Below are 16,247 nucleotides of genomic sequence, written 5' to 3' on the forward strand. Positions count from 1 at the left end.
AACCGATCGGTTTACCATCAGGGTGAAACCGATCGGTTTCCTGTCCCTGGAAGGACTCTGTCATGACCGCTCTCAAGAACGCCGTCGTCCTCGTCACCGGCGGCAGCCGGGGCATCGGCAAGGCGCTGGTGGAGGAGCTGTACACCCGTGGCGCGGGCAAGGTGTACGCCACCGCGCGCGACCCGCGGACGGTGACGCACCCCGACGCCGTCCCGCTGGCGCTGGAGGTCACCGACCCGGCCTCGGTGGCCGCTGCCGCCGAGCAGGCGCAGGACGTCACCGTTCTGATCAACAACGCGGGGAACTCGGTCGGCGGGAGCTTCCTGGACACCCCGGTGGAGGACGTGCGCCGCGAGTTCGACATCAACTTCTACGGTCCGCTGCTGGTGACGCGCGCCTTCGCCCCGATCATCGAGCGCAACGGCGGCGGGCACATCCTCAACGTCCACTCGGTGCTGTCCTGGCTCGGCAGCGCCGGCTCCTACAGTGCCTCGAAGGCCGCGCTGTGGCAGCAGACCAACTCCCTGCGCCTGGAGCTGCGGCCGCGCGGCATCGCCGTGACCGGCCTGCACGTGGGCTATGTGGACACCGACCTGACCACGCGGATCGACGCCCCCAAGTCGGATCCCCGCACGGTCGCCGCGCTCGCCCTGGACGGCGTCGAGGCCGGAGCCCACGAGGTGCTGGCCGACGACGTATCGCGCCAGGTGAAGGCGGGACTGTCCGGGGAACTGGCCGCGCTCTACCCGCAGTTGGCGCAGTAGGTCCGCCCTCCGGCGCCCTGCCGATCAGACGCCGGCGTCGGGCCGTCCGGCGCTCAGGAGGTGCACCGTTACCTGCTCGGTGTGCGGGGCGAGCAGGGACCGCAGTTCGTCCGCCGCCGTCTTGAGGATGCCGCCGTCGCGGGTGGCGTGCAGGGTCTCCAGGGCGAAGGCGACGCGCAGCGAGTCCTCGGTCACCCGGGTGCGGTGGGCGTCGCGGTGGTTCCAGTGCCGGGTGAGGACGCCGTCGGCGTCGGCGTAGATGATCTCGCCGGACCTGGGGTTCTCCACCGTGCCGGGCTCGCCGAGCGGGACGAACTCCTCGCTGCCGTCGGCGTGCCGGATGTCGACGTCCCCGGCGACCCGGTCCAGGTCGAAGGCGCCGGCGGGCAGGCCGTGGCGGACGGAGACGGAGTTGTAGGAGTCCACGGCGGGGTTGACGCGCGGCAAGGTGCCCTTCTTGGCCATTCGCCGGCCGAGCGCGTCGACGCTGGGCCGGACGCGGCGGGGGTTGGTGCCGAAGGAGCGGTAGGCGGTGTGCCACGCCTCGATGCGGGGGTCGCCCTCGTCGGCCGGCTGCCAGGTGCCGGCCGCGAGTCGCCGTTCCAGGTCCTCGACGGCGGCGGTGGTGGCGGGCCAGGGTTCGTGGCCGCGCAGGCCGGTGGCGGCGACCAGGGCGACGAGGACGTCGGGGAAGGCGTCTGCGACGGCGGGGCTGATGCGGAAGACGGTCATGCGGCGAGGTCCTGTGGGGTGGGTGCGGCGGACGGGCGGGGCGTGCGCGTCCGGGATCCGATGCGCTCCGGGCGGTGCGGCGGCCGGCACGCGCTCGGGTGAGGACGATCAGGACCGTACCGGACCAGGCCCGGTGCTCGCTCCGCCGCCGGTCCGGGCCGCGCCCCCGGCGGCGACGCCCCCCCCACCCCGGCCGAGCTCTCGGCGGCGACGCTCACCCCGGCCGCGCCGCGGGAACGGGAGCCCGAGGCGCCGGGAGCGCCCCTACTTGTGCTGCCGCGTCTGCGGCGACTGGACCGCGCCGTGGGGACGCGGGTTGCGCACCACCGCCCACACCGTCTTGCCGTGCCGTCCTCGGTGGCGTACGCCCCAGTTCTGGGCCAGCTGGTCGACGAGGTGCAGGCCCCTGCCCCGCTCGTCGTCCTCGGTGGGTATCTCGTGCAGGACGGGGTTCTCCCCGCTCTCGTCGGAGACCGCTATGAAGCAGGAGCCGTCGGCCCGTGCCGTCACCGCCATCTCGAACTCGCGCTCCATGATCGGACCGTGGCGCACGACGTTCGCCGCCAGTTCCGAGGCCAGCAGGACCACCCGCTCCGTGATCTCGTCCCCCCTCGCGTGCCCCCAGGCGGCCAGATGCTGCCGTACCCGGTACCGGGCCAGCCCCACCGAGGCCGGATGCCGGGGAAGCCGCAACGTCTTGCGTCTCAGCACAGACACCCCTCCCGACTCGCGCGCACGCGTCCCTCCCCGATGCCCCACACGCATCCCTCCCTATTGCCGTCGAAAACACTCGACACTGGTAGAAGCGCCCAGTGACCGAACAATGTCACCCCGCACACGATGAGCTGCTGAATCTGGCCATATCGCTACGGCGCGTCCCGCGCGGTCTCCGCCGCATCCGTGCCCAGGCGCACCGCCCGTGAACCGTGGCGCCGCACGCTGCGGTCCGGCCCGGTGCGCGCCCCCGGCGGATGCCGGCCGGTCCGGGACGCCCGGCCGGGTCGCGGAACGGGTCCGTCTGCGCGGATCCTTGACATCATCTGCGGAGGAGCTTCACCGCGTGCGGGTGCCCGCACGCCCGGAGCCCGAGGAACGTCCAGCGCGACCGAACGGGAAGGGAGCGGCGACCGGATGCGGTTCCATGACCGTGAACAGGCCGGGCGGGAACTGGCCGCGAGACTGCGGATCGAGCAGGAGAAGGGCATGCTGTGCGATCCCCTCGTCCTCGCCCTGCCGCGTGGCGGCGTCACCGTGGCCCGGCAGGTGGCGTCGGCGCTCGACGCACCGCTCGACGTCCTGGTCGTACGGAAGATCGGGGTTCCGTACGAGGAGGAACTCGGCGTCGGCGCGATCGTCGGCGACGACGAGCCGCTCTACGACGAGCAGTCCCTGCGCGCGCTCGGCCTCGGCGACGCGGAACTCGCCCCGGTGGTCGGACGGGAGCGCGAGGAGCTCCGCCGTCGCGAGCGCCTGTACCGGCAGGGGCGCCCCGTGCCCGAGCTCAGGGGCCGGACCGTGATCGTCGTGGACGACGGGCTCGCCACCGGAGTGACGGCCCGCGCGGCCCTGCGCTTCGTACGGCGCAGGGAACCCGCCCGCCTGGTCCTGGCCGTGCCCGTCGGCCCGCCCGACGCGGCCGACCGCCTGCGGCCCGAGGCCGACGAGGTGCTCTGCCTGCACCGTCCGCCCGCCTTCATGGCGGTGGGCGCCTTCTACGAGGAGTTCGACCAGCTCACGGACGAGGACGTGCTGCGGACCCTGCACGCGGAGGCCGATTCCTGAGCGTGGCGGAAGGGGCCGGTTCGACGGCGCCCACGCCCCGTCGAACCGGCCCCTTCCGGAGGTGCGTTCCGCTCCGGGTCCCTCGGAGTCAGTCCGTACCGGCCTCCATCGCCGCGCGGTCCAGCAGCGCGTCCTCCTCGGAGACCTCACCGCGGGAGGCAATCGCCTCGGCGCCGCCCTCGGGCAGCTCCGGCATGGTGCCGATCAGGCCGGTCGCGGCGGCCTGGGAGGCGCCGATGGTGGGGCTGCCGGTGCCGATCAGGCCCAGTCCGACGTACTGCTCCAGCTTGGCGCGCGAGTCGGCGATGTCCAGGTTGCGCATGGTGAGCTGGCCGATCCGGTCCACCGGGCCGAACGCGGAGTCCTCGGTGCGCTCCATCGACAGCTTGTCCGGGTGGTAGCTGAACGCCGGGCCCGTGGTGTCGAGGACCGAGTAGTCCTCACCGCGACGCAGCCGCAGCGTCACCTCGCCGGTGACGGCCGCGCCGACCCAGCGCTGCAGCGACTCGCGGATCATCAGCGCCTGCGGGTCCAGCCAGCGGCCCTCGTACATCAGCCGGCCGAGCCGCCGTCCCTCGCTGTGGTACTGGGCGAGGGTGTCCTCGTTGTGGATGGCGTTGACCAGGCGCTCGTAGGCGGCGTGCAGCAGGGCCATGCCCGGGGCCTCGTAGATGCCGCGGCTCTTGGCCTCGATGATGCGGTTCTCGATCTGGTCGGACATGCCGAGGCCGTGCCGGCCGCCGATGGCGTTGGCCTCCATGACCAGGTCGACGGCGGAGGCGAACTCCTTGCCGTTGATCGTCACCGGGCGGCCCTGGTCGAAGCCGATCGTCACGTCTTCGGTGACGATGTCGACCTCGGGGTCCCAGAACCGCAGGCCCATGATGGGCTCCACGGTCTCGACACCGGTGTCCAGGTGCTCCAGGGTCTTGGCCTCGTGGGTGGCGCCCCAGATGTTGGCGTCGGTGGAGTACGCCTTCTCCGTGCTGTCGCGGTAGGGCAGGCCGTGGGCGACCAGCCACTCCGACATCTCCTTGCGGCCGCCGAGCTCGGTCACGAAGTGGGCGTCCAGCCAGGGCTTGTAGATCCGCAGGTGCGGGTTGGCGAGCAGGCCGTAGCGGTAGAACCGCTCGATGTCGTTGCCCTTGAAGGTCGAGCCGTCGCCCCAGATCTGCACGTCGTCCTCGAGCATGGCCCGCACCAGCAGCGTGCCGGTCACGGCCCGGCCGAGCGGGGTGGTGTTGAAGTACGCCCGTCCGCCCGACCGGATGTGGAACGCGCCGCAGGTGAGCGCGGCCAGGCCCTCCTCCACCAGCGCCGCACGGCAGTCGACCAGGCGCGCGATCTCCGCGCCGTAGGTCTTCGCGCGGCCGGGCACCGAGGCGATGTCGGGCTCGTCGTACTGACCGATGTCGGCGGTGTAGGTGCACGGGACGGCGCCCTTGTCGCGCATCCACGCGACCGCGACGGACGTGTCGAGGCCGCCCGAGAAGGCGATGCCGACGCGCTCGCCGGCGGGAAGGGAGGTGAGGACCTTGGACATGGGAAGAGTATGCATCATCTCGCATGGTCATGCAAAGGCCGTGTCCAGGCGGCCTTTCCCCGGGTCTCCCCGAGCGCGTCCGGCGGCCTTCGCGCCTCCGTCCCCGAAGAGGGGTTCCTTCCGGTTCCCTCCCCCCAGATGTCCTTCCTCGGGCACCATGATCGTGTGACGTACGCGGTGACGGTGGACGTGGAGCTGCCCAAGGGCGGTTCCGAGCTCGACGTTCTGCAGCGGGAGGGCGTGGTCTTCCTGCTGCGCAAGGGCCTCGATTCGATCGCTGCGATCGAGGGGCCCGACGGGATGGAGGTCGACCTGGTGGACGACGTCATCACCGTCCACCCCCGGGGAGCCCGGCTCAAGCTCTGCGTCGACGCGCCCGCGCTGGAGTTCGCCGAGGACGCCGCGCGCGAGGTCGTCGCGGAACTGCTGGAGCGGACCGAACCGCTCACCGCCTGGGAGATCACCCGCTGCGGCGTGGAGCTGGCCCCCGAGGTGCTCCAGGAGAGCCTCGACGCGGCCGACGGCCCCGACGCGCCGCCGGCGGACCCCGCCGAGCGCGCCCGCAGGCACGCGGCGGGCACCCCCTCCGGCGACACCGGCCGACGCGACGACACCGACGTCGCGGACATGCGGCGCAGGCTCCGTCTCCTCGCGCCCGGCCTGCGGGCCTTCCCGCTCACGTCCTTCGGCCACTCCGAGGACGAGGAGAAACGGATCGTCAGCCGTGAGGCGGCCGAGATCGCGGCCGGCGCCGTCGTGTACGCCATCGATCTTCTGGTCGACGAGCTGTTCACCGACCTGGCGGGCCTGGAGGAGGACGGGCCCACCGTCGCGGACACCGACGCGCCGTTCATGATCCTCGACGAACTGCCACGGCAGTTCGCCCAGCAGTACTCGGTCCTGTTCGCGCGCCGTCTGACCGTCACCGCCGTGGCACTGACCGGCCGCCTCACCCAGCCCCACTTCGGCCGGCTGAGCTGCGTGGCCGAGGAACTGCTGCTCAAGTTCCTCGTCGGACAGGCCGAGGCGACGGCCGACCTGTACGAGCTGCTGAGCGAGGAGGTCGAGACGGCGCTCCAGGTCTTCGCCGACGGCGTGGGCGACGACATGGACCACGAGTGGCTCTACGCGCCGGCCGGGAACGGCGCGGGCAAGGGACTCGTCCAGGACTGGTTCCTCCCCTTCGGGGACGAGGGGTACGTGCATCCGTACGCCACGCACGACGACAGCGAAGAGGGCGACGGCGACGGAGGCAGTGGTGGCCGCGGCGGTGACGAGCAGGAGCGCCCGGGCTGACCCCGGCCGGCTCTCCGGCGGTCCTACCCTGGCCCCGTGCACAGCGGCATCCCCTCCGAGGACTCACCCACCGACGGCTCCTCCTCCCACACGGACCCCTGCCACGGCGACGGCATCGGCGGCGGACCGGCCGCGGCCGCCGCCCGGATCACCGGCCGTGGCGTGCGCCGCGAGCGCCCCCGGTCCGCGGCGCTCGCCGAAGTCGGCCTCGACGGCGGGCCGTCGGTCATGGTCAAACGCGCGGACGATCCAGGCGCGGCGCAGGCCGAGGCGGCGGGACTGCGCTGGCTGGCCGAGGCCGGCACCGTCCGCATTCCCGAGGTCCACGGCCACGAGGCACGTTGGCTGGTGACCGACCTCGTCCCGCAGGGCCGGCCGTCGGCCCGTGCGGCACGGGAGTTCGGGATCGGGCTGGCCGCGCTGCATGCCGCGGGCGCTCCCGCGTTCGGCGCGCCACCGCCCGGCGGCCTTGTCGAGGCGTACATCGGACTCGCCCCCATGCGGAACATCGCCGGCGCCGACTGGCCCCTCTGGTACGCCGAGCACCGCGTGCTGCCCTATCTGCGCGCAGCGGTCGACCAGGGCACGATCCGGTCCGCCGAGACGGCCGTGGTCGAGCGCGTCTGCGAGCGGCTGCCCGAACTGGCCGGGCCCGCCGAGCCACCCGCCCGGCTGCACGGCGACCTGTGGAGCGGCAACGTGCTGTGGGGCGCCGACGGTGCCGTCTGGCTGATCGACCCGGCCGCGCACGGCGGACACCGGGAGACCGACCTCGCGATGCTCCACCTCTTCGGCTGCCCGCACCTGGACCAGATCCTCGACGGCTACCGGCAGACGGCCCCGCTCGCGGACGGTTGGGCGGACCGGATCGGGCTGCACCAGCTCTTTCCCCTGCTGGTGCATGCCGTGCTCTTCGGCCGCGGCTATGCCGAGCAGGCCCTCACGGCAGCGCGAAGGGCCCTCGCGTGACGAGACGCGAGGGCCCTTGCCCGCCGGAAGGGTCTCGCGGTCCCGCACGGTCGACCTCCGTCGCCCGATCGCCCCGGCCACCGGGCGGGTGACATGGCGGACCGTCAGGTGCTCGCGCCCGGCGATGCCGCGCGGCAGGGTCGCCACCGTCACGCGGACGCCCTCGACGCGGTTGGCCGACGGCCTTCCCTTCAGGTACGGGTGCCGCCACTTGGCGGTCCACGTACCGTCCCGCTCCCGCCGGAACGCCGGCGGCAGCGCCACCCATGTCACCGAGGGCGGCGGCTCGTTCGGGCGCAGGCTCTTTCACGACGGCGCCGCCGAGGCCGCCGAGATCTCCCGGGCGACGGGCAAGCCGGTCCGGCTGATGTGGCACCGCACCGACGACTTCCGGCACGGACGCACCCATCCCATGTCCACCTCCCGTGTGCGTGCCTCCTACGCCCTCGGCCAGGTCCTCACCTACCGGCAGCACCACACCTCCGTGGCCACCGACTTCGGCCACGGCGTCGGCGAGATCATCACCGCCGAAGCGGCCCAACTGCCCGTCGGCGACCTGACCTTCTCCGAGACGATCTTCACGCTCACGCAGCAGACGCCGTACGACTTCGGGGTCGTGACCCAACTGCTCAGCGAGACCGGCAAGGGCTTCCACACCGGCTCCATGCGCAACATCTACTCGCCCGACGTGCGGTGCGCGCAGGAGCTGGTGGTGGACGAGCTGGCCCGGCGGACGGGCGGGGACCCGTACCACTTCCGCCGGTCCTTCCTCAAGGAGGAGCGCGCCCGTGCCGTCCTCGACAAGGTGGCCGACGTGGGCGGCTGGGGACGGGACATGCCCGCGGGGACGGCCCAGGGGATCGCCCTGCACCCCGAGTACCACGGCTACGTCGCCGTCCTCGCCGAGATCGACTGCCGTCCGCGGACCACCGGACGCACGGTCCCCGACGCCTGCACCGGGCCCCGGGTCACCAAGGTCGTCTGCGCCGTCGACGTCGGGCTCGCCGTCAACCCGCGCGGCCTGGAGGCGCAGATGATGGGCGGCATCATGGACGGCATCGCGATCACGCTCAGCTCGGGGCTGCACCTGGACGACGGGCACTTCCTGGAGGGCAGCTGGGACGACTACTTCTACACCCGCCAGTGGAACACCCCGCCGAAGCTGGAGATCGTCGTCATGCCGCCGACCAGCGGCAGGCCCGGCGGCGCCGGCGAACTCGCCGTGGCCGGCGCGACGGCGGCCGTGGCCTGCGCCTACGGACGCGCCACCGGCACCATGCCGACGACCTTCCCGATCAACCACGACGGCCCGCTCGGCTTCGAGCCGCTGCCCACCAGCCCGCCGGTCCCGGCGTCCCCCACCGACGGCCTGAGCCGCGCCTACTAGGAGTTCAGGAGGCCTCTCGTGCCCGAACACACCTTCATCCTCAACGGCAGCCCGGTGACCGTGGACATCGAGGACGACGTACGGCTGCTGTGGGTGCTGCGGGACGTCCTCGGCGTCACCGGGCCGAAGTACGGCTGCGGGCTCGGCGTCTGCCAGGCCTGCACCAGCCACATCAACGGCAAGGCGTTCAACCCTTGCAGCGTCCCGGTCAAGGACCTCGCTCCCACGGACGAGGTGACGACCATCGAGGGACTGCCCGCCACGGTCGGCAAGGACCTCCATCCGATGCAGGAGGCCTGGCTGGAGTACGACGTCGCGCAGTGCGGCTACTGCCAGCCCGGCCAGATCATGGCCGCCGTCGCCAAGGTCCGCCAGGCCCGCGAGGAGGGACGCGACATCACCGAGGCCGACCTCGACGAGATCCGCAACGTCTGCCGCTGCGGCACGTACCACCGCATCCGCGAGGCGATCGTGGCGGGCGCCGAGAGGTACTGACGCCTCGGTCACGCACCCCGCGCCCTCCCCAGCAGGTGGTCGCGGACCAGGGTCACGTGCGGGTTGGTGACGGCGCCGGGGCGCTGGACGAGGAACGCCGTGTTGATGGGCGGGTCGTCCGGGTCGTGCAGCAGGACCAGGTCGCCGGAGGCCAGCTCGCCGGCGCACAGGTAGCGGGGCAGCACCGTGAAACCCGCACCGCCGGCGACCGCGGCCAGGAGCGCGTTCAGGTCCGGCATGGTGACCGCGGGCCGGCGCACCAGGCGCCGGCCGAAGACATGGCGCCAGTAGCGGCGGACGATCGGCAGGTCCTCGGCGTAGGCGAGCAGCGGGACGCCGTGCAGGGCGGCGGGCCCGGCGGCGGCGATCCGGGCCGGACCGCCGACGCGCTCGGCCCAGCCGGGAGAGGTGACCAGCACGAACTCCTCGTCCTCCAGCGGGACGCAGGCCAGGGTACGACCGCGTGGCCGGTAGGTCGCGATCACCAGGTCGTGACGGCCCGCGCGCAGCTCCTCCAGCAGCGGCTCGGTGAGGCCCGGGGCGATGCGCAGCCGCACGCCCCGCTCGACCAGGGGCGCCAGGCCGGGCAGGACCGAACGGGTCAGGAACTCGTGCGGCCCGGCCAGATGCACCGGCTCCACCGGATGCCCGGCGCCCGTCCCGCCGGGCGCGACCTCGGCGAGCGCGTCCAGCGGCTGCACGATCCGGGAGGCGAGCTCGTCCGCGTACGGAACGGGGGAGACGCCGCGGGCCTGGCGCTCGAACAGCTCCCGGCCCAGCTGCCGCTCCAGCGCGCGCACCTGCGTGGTCACCGTGGGCTGCGACAGTCCGAGCACCAGGGCCGCGGCCGTGAAGGAACCGGTCCGGTAGACGGCGAGGAACGTGCGCAGCAGATTGAGATCCGGCGCGGAGGCGTCGCCACTCCGGGACCTCGCCTCCTTGCCATTGGCTTCCCTATCTCTCACATGGACGAGCCTATTGGATTCCAATGGCACGAGGGTCCTACGGTCGGAGTCCGACAAGCTTTCGCGACCCCTCGGAGACCCACCCCATGTCGAAGATCCTTTTCGTGCTGACCGGAGCGGACCACTGGACTCTGGCCGACGGCACCCTGCACCCCACCGGCTTCTGGGCCGAGGAGGCCGTCGCCCCGTACCAGGCGTTCAAGGCGGCCGGCCACGAGATCGTCGTCGCCACCCCGGGCGGCGTCGTGCCCACCGTGGACAAGTCCAGCCTCGCGCCCGAGGTCAACGGCGGCCAGGAGAACGCCGACCGGATCGCCGCGGTCCTCGGCGCCGCGGCCGAACTCCAGCACCCCGTACCCCTGGACGGCGTGAACCTCGACGACTACGCCGCCGTGTACTACCCGGGCGGCCACGGCCCGATGGAGGACCTGGCCGTCGACGCCACGTCCGGCCGGCTGCTCACCCGGGCCCTGGAGTCGGGCAAGCCGCTCGGTGTCGTCTGCCACGGCCCGGCGGCGCTGCTGGCCGCCGAACGGGACGGCGTGAACTCCTTCGCCGGGTACCGGGTGGCCGCCTTCACCAACGCCGAGGAGACCCAGGCCGGCTTCGCCGACCAGGCCCCATGGCTGCTCCAGGACCGCCTGACCGGCGCCGGCGTCCTGGTCGAGGCCGGCGAGCCGTGGGCACCCAAGGTCGTCGTCGACCGCAACCTCGTCACCGGCCAGAACCCCGCCTCCTCGGCTCCGGTCGCCGAGGAACTGCTCCGGAAGCTGGGCTGAGTTCCCGGCACACGGCCGCACCGTCCGCGCCCGGCCCGCAGGTCCCCCCGAAGGACACCGGGAGCGGGCGCGGACGGCATCTGTCAGCCCTGTGGCGCGCCGATGTTCACCATCCAGGGAATGCCGAACCGGTCCGTGCACATGCCGAACACATCACCCCACATCTGCTTCTCCAGCGGCACGGACACGGCGCCGCCGTCCGACAGCTTCTGCCAGTAGCCGCGCAGTTCGGCGTCGTCGTCACCGCTCACGCTCACCGCGAAATTGGTGCCCGGCGCGTGCTGCATGCCCGGTGGGGTGTCCGCGGCCATGAGGGTGAAGCCGGCGGCCGTGTCCAGCAGACCGTGCATGATCTTGTCGGCGTGAGGCGCCTCCGACTGGCCGAAATCACCGAAGGTACTGAGCGTCAGCGTGCCGCCGAACACCTCCTTGTAGAACTCCATCGCCTGCCGTGCGTCACCGTCGAAGCTGATGTACGGGTTGAGCCGCGAGGTCATGAGAGCCTCCTGAAAAGGGACGAACGTCACTTGTGGGCACAGTAGCGCCGGGCACTGACAACCGGCCTGTCGAGGCTGGAGCCGACTGCGTGCCCAGGCGCCGGCCCGCGCGCACCGCCCTTGCCCGGGTTACCGGGGTGTCAGCCTCCACAGGTGGTCGGCCGTGCCGTTGTCGTCCCACTGGAGGACCTGGGCGCCGGAGGAGGTGCTCATGCCGTCCACCCCGAGCAGCAGCCCGCTGTTGTAGTTGGCGATCTTGTAGAAGCCGTCACCGGACGGGATGAACTGCCACAGGTGGTCCGCGGTGCCGTTGTCACCCCAGATCAGGGCCTTGCCGCCGTCGGCCGTGCTCATGCTGTCGATGCCGAGCAGCAGCCCGCTCGCCCCGTTCGTGATCGTGTAGAGACCCGAGCCGGCCGGACTCAGCGTCCACGACTGGCTCGTACCCGTGCCCGACGCCGCCTGCACGGCCGCCGTGCCCTGCGCCGTCCCGGCGCCCCGCGTGTCCAGCGCGAGCCCGCTGTTCCGGTTGGTGATCCGGTACGTCCCCGCCAGGGAGGCCGACGAGCCGCTCGGTGTGATCACCAGGTGGTAGCCGTCGGAGGCGTTCGTCGTCACGGGGACCGTGACGGAGCCGTCGGAGACGGGATAGTCGGCCTCCGAGACGGTGACCGGCCCGGAGACGGCGGTCGTACGGCCCTTGGACGGGGTGTACTCCAGCGTCACGTGCACGGTGGAGCCGAACGCCGGGAGGGAGCCGAGTCCCTTGACCTGCACGGCACTTGAACCGGCCGACCCGCCGAAGATCACGCTGATCCGCCGGCCGTCACCCGTCAGCGAGGCGGCACCGTCGATGCCGGTCTGCGCCGGGGGAGTGGTGACCAGCATGTTCCCGGACATGTCGCCGTACCACTTGTACAGCCAGTACGAGCCGTTGGGTGCGGCGCCGGTGTCGGTCAGGGTGTCCCCGAGGGTGCCGTAGTGGTTCCAGAAGGCCAGTTCGGCGTCGTGCACCCCCGCCCGCTCGAACTTGGCGACGTAGCCGACCAGCGGACCGGGCACACCGATCTCGCCCGGCGTGCCGTACTCCTCGATCGCGATCGGCCGCGGGCTGATCCCGAGACCGCTCTCCAGGGCGCGGTAGGCGGACACGTGCGCGGCGATGTCCTTGCTGCCCTGCAGCTCGTGCCAGGCGATGACGTCCGGGACGGTGCCGCTCGCCTTGGCGTCCGTGAGGAAGGTGCTCATCCAGGACTGGTTCCAGGCCGAGTAGCTCGGCCCCTGGACGGGCGTGCCGGTGTCCCTGGCCCGCACCTGCCGGTAGGTGCGGGCCCAGCCCGCGTCGAACGCGCCCGCGTCGGCGGTGTCCCACGTCCAGTCGGGCTCGTTCCACAGCTCGTAGGCGGCGATGTTGGAGGCGCCCGAGGACTGCACGGAGGCGACCTGCCGGTCCACGGCGGCCAGCCAGTCGTTCCAGCTCACCCACTTGTAGGGGAAGTCCGGATACCAGTCGGGCATGCGGACGACCACCTTGGCGCCGGCGCGTGCCGCCTTCGGCGCCACCACGAGCGCGTCCCCGGCCGGCCTGGGCTCCCCGTTGGGCAGTTGGGAGCCGCCGGGAGCCATCTGCACGAAGGTGTTCGGCCTGAGCGGGGTGACCAGGCTGTCGGCCGGAGTGCCGGCGTCGGCGAGGCCGTAGAGACTGCCGGTCGCCACATGGGTGACGGGCCGCAGCGTCCGGTCCGCGTCGACGACCAGCGTGGTAGCGGCGGTGGGGGCCGCCTGCGCGGGCGCGGTCGCGAGCGCGGCGGTGAGGGCGGCAGCGCCGAGGACTGCGGTCAGGCGCAGGGGACTTGAAGGTCTGGTGCGGCTCATGGGGGTCCTTACGGAGAGGGTTGGGGGGAAGCGCCCTGCAGGGGCGCGGGGAACTGCACGACCAGCCACAGACGCGGCGGCGGACAACCCGGCGGCGGACGACGGACGGCCTAGTCCTTGACGGCCCCGGCGGTAACCCCGGCCGCCACGTACCGTTGCGCAAGAACCAGCAGCACCGCCGCCGGTACGGACGCGACCACCGCCGTGGCCATGATCGCGTTCCACTCCTGGTTGTTGTTGCCGATGTACTTGTAGATGCCGAGGGTGATCGGCCTCAGGTCGCCGCCGCCGTCGAGGGTGTTGGCGAAGACGAAGTCGGACCAGGCCCACAGGAAGCTGAACAGCGAGACGGTGACCAGCGCGTTGCGGCTCACCGGCAGCACCACGGACCAGAAGGTGCGGAAGGTCCCGGCCCCGTCGATCCGGGAGGCGGCGATCAACTCGCCCGGGATGCCCGACATGAACGCCGTGAAGATCATGACGCCGAAGGGCACGGCGATGGTGGAGTCCGCGATGACCAGACCCCACCAGGAGCCCAGCAGGCCGAGGTCCAGGAAGATGCCGTAGAAGCCCATGGCCATGACGATCCCCGGGATCATCTGCGCGATCAGCAGCGCCAGGCCGAGCGCGCCGCCGCCCCGCGGGCGCAGCTTCGCCAGCGAGTAGCCGGCCGGGGCCGCGAGCAGCAGGGTGAGCGCGACCGTGCCCAGGCCGATGAGCAGGCTGGTGCCGAGGTAGGGCACCTGGTCGTGCAGGACGGCCCGGTAGCCCTCGACGGTGGGGTGCAGCGGGAGCAGGTCCGGCGGATCCTTGCGCATGTTCTGCTGGGGGGTGAGGGAGACGTTGAGCATCCAGTACACCGGGAACAGCATCAGCGCGGTCAGGACGATCCCGATGACCGTGTAACGGCGCTTGCTCGTGCGGGACTTCACGCCTCCTGCCTCCTCTGGACACGGATGTACGCCAGCCCGAAGACGAGCGCGATGAGGATGAGGATGTCGCCGACCGCCGCCCCGGGGCCGAACCTGGGCAGCAGCGTGCCGAAGCCGAGCTGGTACGACCAGGTCGCCAGGGTGGACGAGGCGTCACCCGGCCCGCCCTTGGTCATGATCCAGATCAGGTCGAACACCTTGAGCGTGTAGACGAGTCCGAGGAGCAGGGTGATCGCCGACACCGGGCGCAGCAGCGGGAAGGTGATACGGCGGAACTGCTGCCAGCCGCTCGCCCCGTCCAGCGCCGCCGCCTCGTACAGCTCGGCCGGGATGTTCTGCAGGCCGCTGTGGAGGATGACCAGGTTGAAGGGGATGCCGATCCAGATGTTGGCGACGATCACCGACGTCAGCGCCCAGTCCGGCGAGGTGAGCCAGCCGACCGGGTCGGCGCCGAGGAAGTGCAGGAAGTAGTTCACCACTCCCGACTCGCTGTTGAACATCCACGACCACGTGGACGCCGACACGATCAGCGGCAGCAGCCACGGGACGAGGAACAGCGCCCGCAGCACGGTCGAGAGCCTGAAGTGCCGGTCGAAGAAGACGGCGAGGGCGAGCCCGATGGCGTACTGGAAGGCGATCGACACGAAGGTGAAGACCATCGTGTGCCGCATCGCCGGGCCGAACGTCGGATCGTCCAGCACCCGCCGGAAGTTGGCCCAGCCGGTGAACGGCGCGTCCCCGGACACGAACGAGCGGACGGTGTAGTCGCGCAGGCTCAGATCGAGGTTGCGGTAGAGCGGATACAGGTAGAAGGCGGCGAGATAGGCCAGCAGGGGGGTCACGAAGGCGAGTGCGGTCAGCCTGGTCCTGCGCCGGTGGCGGCGCGGGACCGGGGCGTCGCCGGCGTTCGTCCGCGCGGCCGCCGGTGCTCGCCGCGGACGGTCGACCCGGGCGGTGGTCATGCCGTCCTAGCCCTTCCGCGCGCTCGACTGGGCCGTGTCCAGGGCGTCCTGGGGACTCTTGCTGCCCGAGAGCGCCGCCTGCACGGCGGTCCACATCGGCTGCGAGATGGCCGGGTACCTGGTGCCCAGACCGCCGCTGGTGCGGCCGCGCGCCGACGCCACCGCGTCCACCCAGGGCTTCAGCTTCGGGTTCCGCTTCACCTGCTCGGCCTGCACGGCGGCCGTGGGGGCGACGTACATCAGCGACGTGTCGGTGGGCAGCAGGTTCGCGTCGCTGGTCAGACATGTGACGATCTTCTTGCTGACGGCGTAGCGCGCCGAGTCCTTCTGCACGGGCACGGTGACGAACTCGCCGCCCGTGGGTACGGGCGCCGAACCGCCCTTCTGCCCGGGGATGTTGATGACACCGTAGGCGAAGCCGGCCTTGTCGGCGTTGCCCAGCTGCCAGGTGCCGTTCTCGCCGAAGGCGTAGTCGCCCGTGGCGAACTCCTGCCAGGCGGTGGTCTGCGTGTTCTGCAGTACGTCCTTGGGCGCGTAGCCGTCCTTCACCCACTGCTGCCACAGCGACAGCGCCGCAACCCCCTTGGCGCTGTCGAGCTTCGTCAGATCGCCGCCCGCGCCCCAGAACCAGGGCAGGAACTGGAAGCTGCCCTCCTCGGTGTTGATGGCGGAGAAGGTGATGCCCTTCCCGCCCGCCGCCTTGACCTTCTGCAGGGCGGCCGTGAGCGAGCTCCAGTCCTTGACGGAGGCCGGGTCGACGTGCGCCGCGGCCAGGACCTTCTTGTTGTAGTACAGGGCCAGGGTGTTGGCACCGATCGGCACCCCGTACGACGCGCCGTCGAGGGTGCCCGCGCCGATGATGTTCTTCTGGATGGACGTGGTGTCCAGGCCCAGGTCGCCGGTCTTGTTGAGGATCCCGGCCTCCACCAGCGTGGAGACCACCGGGTTGTCCACCAGCATGACGTCGGGCGCGTTGCCCTGCTGGGCGGCCAGCAGCGCCTTGTTGCCCAGGTCGGTGGTGTCGAACGGGGTGCGCTTGATCTGCACGCCGGCCTTCGTGCCGCAGGAGGTCACGAGCTTGCCCCAGGCCGAGGACGCGTCGAGCTGCGGATAGGGGTCCCAGAAGGTGTACGTGCCCGAGGACGCGCCGGAGGAGGAGCCCGAGGAGTCGGAGCCGCCTCCGCACGCGGTGAGGGAGGCGAGCGTGCCGACGGCGGCGAGTGCGGCCAGGAGACCGCGGCGGGTGGGTATCACGGGGTGACCTCGTTG

At 71.8% G+C, this 16,247-nt stretch carries 15 protein-coding genes and 1 pseudogene; 7 read left to right on the top strand and 9 right to left on the bottom strand.

Annotation, left to right across the window (positions count from 1 at the left end; all coding sequences use genetic code 11):
* Positions 1-62 precede the first annotated feature (62 nt).
* Positions 63-764, top strand: a complete 702-nt coding sequence (locus ACIRPX_RS10230) for an SDR family oxidoreductase (RefSeq protein ID WP_404191023.1) — start codon at positions 63-65, stop codon at positions 762-764.
* Between the two features lie 24 nt (positions 765-788).
* Here the strand turns inward: ACIRPX_RS10230 and ACIRPX_RS10235 are convergent, their stop codons facing one another.
* Both ACIRPX_RS10235 and ACIRPX_RS10240 read right to left on the bottom strand, forming a co-directional pair.
* Positions 789-1,496, bottom strand: coding sequence for a B3/4 domain-containing protein (locus ACIRPX_RS10235; RefSeq protein ID WP_404191025.1), 708 nt, complete (start codon positions 1,494-1,496; stop codon positions 789-791).
* Between the two features lie 264 nt (positions 1,497-1,760).
* A complete protein-coding gene (locus ACIRPX_RS10240) occupies positions 1,761-2,207 on the bottom strand; it encodes an ATP-binding protein (protein ID WP_404191236.1) in 447 nt (148 codons plus the stop codon).
* Between the two features lie 420 nt (positions 2,208-2,627).
* On the opposite strand from ACIRPX_RS10240, the gene ACIRPX_RS10245 reads away from it, so the two are divergent.
* Positions 2,628-3,278, top strand: a complete 651-nt coding sequence (locus ACIRPX_RS10245; RefSeq protein ID WP_404191027.1) for a phosphoribosyltransferase — start codon at positions 2,628-2,630, stop codon at positions 3,276-3,278.
* 88 nt (positions 3,279-3,366) lie between these two features.
* Here the strand turns inward: ACIRPX_RS10245 and argG are convergent, their stop codons facing one another.
* Positions 3,367-4,821 carry an argininosuccinate synthase gene (argG, locus tag ACIRPX_RS10250; RefSeq protein WP_404191030.1) on the bottom strand — a complete coding sequence of 485 codons (1,455 nt, stop codon included), beginning with the start codon at positions 4,819-4,821 and terminating at the stop codon, positions 3,367-3,369.
* Between the two features lie 165 nt (positions 4,822-4,986).
* Here argG and ACIRPX_RS10255 point away from each other — a divergent pair, with 165 nt between their 5' ends.
* From ACIRPX_RS10255 to ACIRPX_RS10270, 4 genes and pseudogenes are all read left to right on the top strand, one after another.
* Entirely contained in the window at positions 4,987-6,117 is a 1,131-nt protein-coding gene (locus ACIRPX_RS10255) for a hypothetical protein (RefSeq protein WP_404191032.1), read from the top strand.
* Between the two features lie 114 nt (positions 6,118-6,231).
* Positions 6,232-7,086: a fructosamine kinase family protein gene (locus ACIRPX_RS10260; protein WP_404191239.1), complete on the top strand. Its 855-nt coding sequence runs from the start codon at positions 6,232-6,234 to the stop codon at positions 7,084-7,086.
* A gap of 250 nt (positions 7,087-7,336) precedes the next feature.
* Positions 7,337-8,473, top strand: a pseudogene (locus tag ACIRPX_RS10265) (molybdopterin cofactor-binding domain-containing protein); the annotation flags it as partial.
* Positions 8,474-8,491: 18 nt separating this feature from the next.
* Positions 8,492-8,968 (top strand): (2Fe-2S)-binding protein, encoded by a 477-nt coding sequence (locus ACIRPX_RS10270; protein WP_404191035.1) that lies wholly within the window; start codon positions 8,492-8,494, stop codon positions 8,966-8,968.
* 8 nt (positions 8,969-8,976) lie between these two features.
* Here the strand turns inward: ACIRPX_RS10270 and ACIRPX_RS10275 are convergent, their stop codons facing one another.
* Complete coding sequence (locus ACIRPX_RS10275; RefSeq protein WP_404191037.1) at positions 8,977-9,933, bottom strand: LysR family transcriptional regulator; 957 nt, start codon at positions 9,931-9,933, stop codon at positions 8,977-8,979.
* 86 nt (positions 9,934-10,019) lie between these two features.
* Between ACIRPX_RS10275 and ACIRPX_RS10280 the strand changes: the two genes are divergently transcribed.
* Positions 10,020-10,712, top strand: a complete 693-nt coding sequence (locus ACIRPX_RS10280) for a type 1 glutamine amidotransferase domain-containing protein (RefSeq protein WP_404191040.1) — start codon at positions 10,020-10,022, stop codon at positions 10,710-10,712.
* 83 nt (positions 10,713-10,795) lie between these two features.
* On the opposite strand, the gene ACIRPX_RS10285 is transcribed toward ACIRPX_RS10280, so the two are convergent.
* The 5 genes from ACIRPX_RS10285 to ACIRPX_RS10305 form a co-directional block, all read right to left on the bottom strand.
* Positions 10,796-11,209 carry a VOC family protein gene (locus tag ACIRPX_RS10285; protein ID WP_404191043.1) on the bottom strand — a complete coding sequence of 138 codons (414 nt, stop codon included), beginning with the start codon at positions 11,207-11,209 and terminating at the stop codon, positions 10,796-10,798.
* A gap of 129 nt (positions 11,210-11,338) precedes the next feature.
* Positions 11,339-13,084: an RICIN domain-containing protein gene (locus tag ACIRPX_RS10290; protein WP_404191046.1), complete on the bottom strand. Its 1,746-nt coding sequence runs from the start codon at positions 13,082-13,084 to the stop codon at positions 11,339-11,341.
* Between the two features lie 110 nt (positions 13,085-13,194).
* Positions 13,195-14,016 carry a carbohydrate ABC transporter permease gene (locus tag ACIRPX_RS10295; RefSeq protein WP_404191049.1) on the bottom strand — a complete coding sequence of 274 codons (822 nt, stop codon included), beginning with the start codon at positions 14,014-14,016 and terminating at the stop codon, positions 13,195-13,197.
* Entirely contained in the window at positions 14,013-14,978 is a 966-nt protein-coding gene (locus ACIRPX_RS10300; protein WP_404191051.1) for a carbohydrate ABC transporter permease, read from the bottom strand. Before ACIRPX_RS10300 ends, ACIRPX_RS10295 begins: the two co-directional genes overlap by 4 nt.
* 6 nt (positions 14,979-14,984) lie before the next feature.
* A complete protein-coding gene (locus tag ACIRPX_RS10305; RefSeq protein WP_404191054.1) occupies positions 14,985-16,232 on the bottom strand; it encodes an extracellular solute-binding protein in 1,248 nt (415 codons plus the stop codon).
* Positions 16,233-16,247: the final 15 nt, after the last annotated feature.

Origin of the sequence: Streptomyces sp. NPDC101225 (assembly GCF_044767585.1) — a bacterium.
Taxonomy (GTDB): Bacteria; Actinomycetota; Actinomycetes; order Streptomycetales; family Streptomycetaceae; genus Streptomyces.

What these genes read in the sequence shown, in the direction of transcription:
- ACIRPX_RS10230 (WP_404191023.1), top strand. Translation starts at nt 63, where the DNA reads ATGACCGCTCTCAAGAACGCCGTCGTCCTCGTCACCGGCGGCAGCCGG.
- ACIRPX_RS10235 (WP_404191025.1), bottom strand. Translation starts at nt 1,496, where the DNA reads ATGACCGTCTTCCGCATCAGCCCCGCCGTCGCAGACGCCTTCCCCGAC.
- ACIRPX_RS10245 (WP_404191027.1), top strand. Translation starts at nt 2,628, where the DNA reads ATGCGGTTCCATGACCGTGAACAGGCCGGGCGGGAACTGGCCGCGAGA.
- argG (WP_404191030.1), bottom strand. Translation starts at nt 4,821, where the DNA reads ATGTCCAAGGTCCTCACCTCCCTTCCCGCCGGCGAGCGCGTCGGCATC.
- ACIRPX_RS10280 (WP_404191040.1), top strand. Translation starts at nt 10,020, where the DNA reads ATGTCGAAGATCCTTTTCGTGCTGACCGGAGCGGACCACTGGACTCTG.
- ACIRPX_RS10285 (WP_404191043.1), bottom strand. Translation starts at nt 11,209, where the DNA reads ATGACCTCGCGGCTCAACCCGTACATCAGCTTCGACGGTGACGCACGG.
- ACIRPX_RS10290 (WP_404191046.1), bottom strand. Translation starts at nt 13,084, where the DNA reads ATGAGCCGCACCAGACCTTCAAGTCCCCTGCGCCTGACCGCAGTCCTC.
- ACIRPX_RS10300 (WP_404191051.1), bottom strand. Translation starts at nt 14,978, where the DNA reads ATGACCACCGCCCGGGTCGACCGTCCGCGGCGAGCACCGGCGGCCGCG.